The sequence below is a fragment of the Pseudomonas sp. MD195_PC81_125 genome (genome assembly GCF_014060985.1).
GTDB lineage: Bacteria > Pseudomonadota > Gammaproteobacteria > Pseudomonadales > Pseudomonadaceae > Aquipseudomonas > Aquipseudomonas parakoreensis.
In genome coordinates, this window is sequence record NZ_JABULD010000650.1 from 1 (window position 1) to 3,115 (window position 3,115).

At 59.4% G+C, this 3,115-nt stretch carries 3 protein-coding genes; 1 reads left to right on the plus strand and 2 read right to left on the minus strand.

Going from position 1 to position 3,115, the window contains the following annotated elements; all coding sequences use genetic code 11:
* Positions 1–105: 105 nt before the first annotated feature.
* A complete protein-coding gene (locus HT737_RS25745; RefSeq protein ID WP_047291666.1) occupies positions 106–507 on the minus strand; it encodes a MerR family DNA-binding transcriptional regulator in 402 nt (133 codons plus the stop codon).
* Positions 508–704: 197 nt separating this feature from the next.
* On the minus strand, positions 705–1,634 hold the full coding sequence (locus HT737_RS25750; RefSeq protein WP_041075049.1) for a LysR family transcriptional regulator: 930 nt from the start codon (positions 1,632–1,634) through the stop codon (positions 705–707).
* 157 nt (positions 1,635–1,791) lie between these two features.
* On the opposite strand from HT737_RS25750, the gene HT737_RS25755 reads away from it, so the two are divergent.
* The gene (locus tag HT737_RS25755; protein WP_182404262.1) at positions 1,792–3,021 is read left to right on the plus strand and encodes an acyl-CoA dehydrogenase; all 1,230 of its coding nucleotides are present in this window, start codon (positions 1,792–1,794) and stop codon (positions 3,019–3,021) included.
* The last annotated feature ends 94 nt before the right edge of the window (positions 3,022–3,115 follow it).

A 3,115-nucleotide genomic window follows, 5' to 3' on the forward strand; every position in this document is an offset into this window, starting at 1 on the left:
CTGTGGGAGCGAGCCTGCACGCGAGCGATCTGTCATTTCAACATCTTTGGTGATTGACCTGGTGCATTCGCGAGCAGGCTCGCTCCCACAAGGGATTTATTTGGATTACTGAACTGATTGCTGGCCCTTGAGCGTCTGTTCCAACGCCTGCACGCAGCGTTCTTCCGCGGTGTCGAGTTCCAGCTTCATCTGTTCGATGTCGAGTAACTGCTGCTCGAGCTGTGCCCGGCGCTCGCTGATTTTCGCCAGCATGCTGTTGAGCTGTTTGGTGTTACCGCTGGAGGGGTCGTAAAGTTCGATCAACTCGCGGCATTCGGCGAGCGAGAAACCAATGCGCTTGCCGCGCAGGATCAGCTTCAGGCTGACCTTGTCGCGTGGTGAATAGATGCGTTCCTGGCCACGGCGCTCAGGGCTTAGCAGGCCTTGCTCTTCATAAAAGCGGATCGCCCGGGTGGTGATGTCCAGCTCGCGGGCGAGGTCGGAAATGCTGTAAGTCTGGCTGCTCATGAAAGCGCTCGAAAGAAGGTCTTGGCGCTAAGCTAATGGCGAGTTGACGTTTACGTCAAGGTTCAAAATGTGTGGCGCCAGTGCTGGCCTCTTCGCGAGCAGGCTCGCTTCCACATTCGGTCGTGTTTCTTCAGATGGAACGCGATCAACTGTGGGAGCGAGCCTGCTCGCGAAGAACGAAAACGCGGTAGCCAGCCTTACACCTTATCGAGCTTCTTCTCCTGCGCCGCCACTTGCTGGCACAACTCGATGATCTGCTCACGCATCCAACGGTTGGCTGGGTCCTGGTCGGTGCTCTCATGCCAGTAAAGGTGAGTCTCCACCGGCGGCACGTCGTTGACTGGAAGGTTGAACGCATGCAAATCGTTGCGCCGGGCAAAACGCTCGGGCACGGTCATGACCATATCGGTCTGCTGCATGACCTGCGATGCCATCAAATAATGCTGCGAGCGCAGGGCGATCTTGCGCTGAATGCCCATTTTCCCCAGGGACAGATCGACATAGCCCAGACCGCTGCGGCGGCTGGAGATGTGGATATGCGTCAGCGACAGGTAGTCGTCGAGGCTGAGTTTTTCCTTGCCCGCCAGCGGATGGCCCTTGCGCATCGCACAGACGTAACGGTCTTCCATCAGCTTGACGTGGCGCACTTGCGGATCGGTATTGAGTGGCGCATCGACGGCAAAATCCAGGCGTCCGGCCGCCAGTTCCTTGGTGGTCTCACGGCGTTTGGACAGGAAGCTCTCGATGATCACCGTCGGCGCCAGACGCCGCAAACGCTGGAACAGCGGCGGCAGAATCACCGCCTCAGTGAGGTCGGTCATGCTGATGCGGTAAGTCTTCACCGCCTGCGCCGGGTTGAAAATCCGGCTCTCCTGCACCGACACCCGCAGCAGCGACAGCGCGTTGCGCACCGGGCCGATGATGTTCTGCGCCATCGGCGTCGGCACCATGCCCTGCGCGGTGCGCACGAACAGCGGGTCATTGAAGGTTTCGCGCAACCGCGCCAGTGCGTTGGACACCGCCGGCTGGGTGATGCCGACAATCTGCCCGGCGCGGGTCAGATTGGCTTCGGTGTAGATCGCGTCGAAGACGATGAAAAGGTTGAGGTCGACCTTACTCAGATTCATAACGCGGCTTCTCTTGTTCTAGGGGCTGACGATCAGCGGATCATATATCGGTGATGAATGTTTATACACGCCGAGAATAGGCTAGGTAAATTATCAACGCTGTTCTAGCATCGATTGCATGATCTGAACAACCTCTGCCCATAGAAGGTAATTGCTCATGGATTTCGCTTATTCGCCCAAGGTGCAAGAACTGCGTGAGCGCGTGACCGCGTTCATGGACACTTACGTTTACCCGGCCGAAGCCGTGTTCGAACGCCAGGTTGCCGAGGGCGATCGCTGGCAGCCGACCGCGATCATGGAAGAACTCAAAGCCAAGGCTAAAGCCGAAGGTCTGTGGAACCTGTTTCTGCCGGAGTCGGAATTCGGCGCCGGGCTGACCAACCTGGAATACGCACCGCTGGCCGAAATCATGGGCCGTTCGCTGCTCGGGCCAGAGCCGTTCAACTGCTCGGCACCGGACACCGGCAACATGGAAGTACTGGTGCGCTACGCCAACGAAGAACAGAAACAGCGCTGGCTCGAACCGCTGCTGCGCGGCGAAATCCGCTCGGCGTTCGCCATGACCGAACCGGACGTGGCCTCGTCCGACGCCACCAACATGGCCGCCCGCGCTGTGCGTGATGGTGACGAGTGGGTGATCAACGGCAAGAAGTGGTGGACCTCCGGCGCTTGCGATCCACGTTGCAAGATCCTGATCTTCATGGGCCTGAGTAACCCCGACGCACCGCGCCATGCCCAGCACTCGATGATTCTCGTACCGGTCGACACCCCCGGGGTGAAAATCGTCCGTCCGCTGCCGGTGTTCGGTTACGACGATGCACCGCACGGCCACGCCGAGGTGCTGTTCGACAACGTGCGCGTGCCGTACGAAAACGTCCTGCTCGGTGAGGGAAGAGGCTTCGAAATCGCTCAGGGTCGCCTTGGCCCGGGCCGCATTCACCACTGCATGCGTTCGATCGGCATGGCCGAGCGCGCACTGGAATTGATGTGCAAACGTTCGGTGAGTCGCACTGCATTCGGCAAACCGCTGGCGCGTCTGGGCGGTAACGTCGACAAGATCGCCGATTCGCGGATGGAAATCGACATGGCGCGCCTGCTGACCCTGAAAGCGGCGTACATGATGGACACCGTGGGTAACAAGGTTGCCAGAAGCGAGATCGCGCAGATCAAGGTTGTCGCGCCAAACGTCGCGCTGCGGGTGATCGACCGGGCGATCCAGATCCATGGCGGGGCCGGGGTCTCCAACGATTTCCCGCTGGCCTACATGTACGCCATGCAACGCACCCTGCGCCTGGCCGACGGCCCGGACGAAGTGCACCGCGCGGCAATCGGCAAGTTCGAGATCGGCAAGTATGTGCCGAAGGAAATGTTGCGTAGCGAGCGCTGATCCAGTACCGCGTCATCGTTCATCGCTGGCAAGCCAGCTCCCACAGGTTTGTTTGGTGTTCACAAACTTTGTGTTCACTGGAAATCTCTGTGGG

Excerpts from the sequence above, each read along its gene's own strand:
- HT737_RS25745 (WP_047291666.1), bottom strand. The coding sequence starts at position 507 with ATGAGCAGCCAGACTTACAGCATTTCCGACCTCGCCCGCGAGCTGGAC.
- HT737_RS25755 (WP_182404262.1), top strand. The coding sequence starts at position 1,792 with ATGGATTTCGCTTATTCGCCCAAGGTGCAAGAACTGCGTGAGCGCGTG.
- HT737_RS25750 (WP_041075049.1), bottom strand. The coding sequence starts at position 1,634 with ATGAATCTGAGTAAGGTCGACCTCAACCTTTTCATCGTCTTCGACGCG.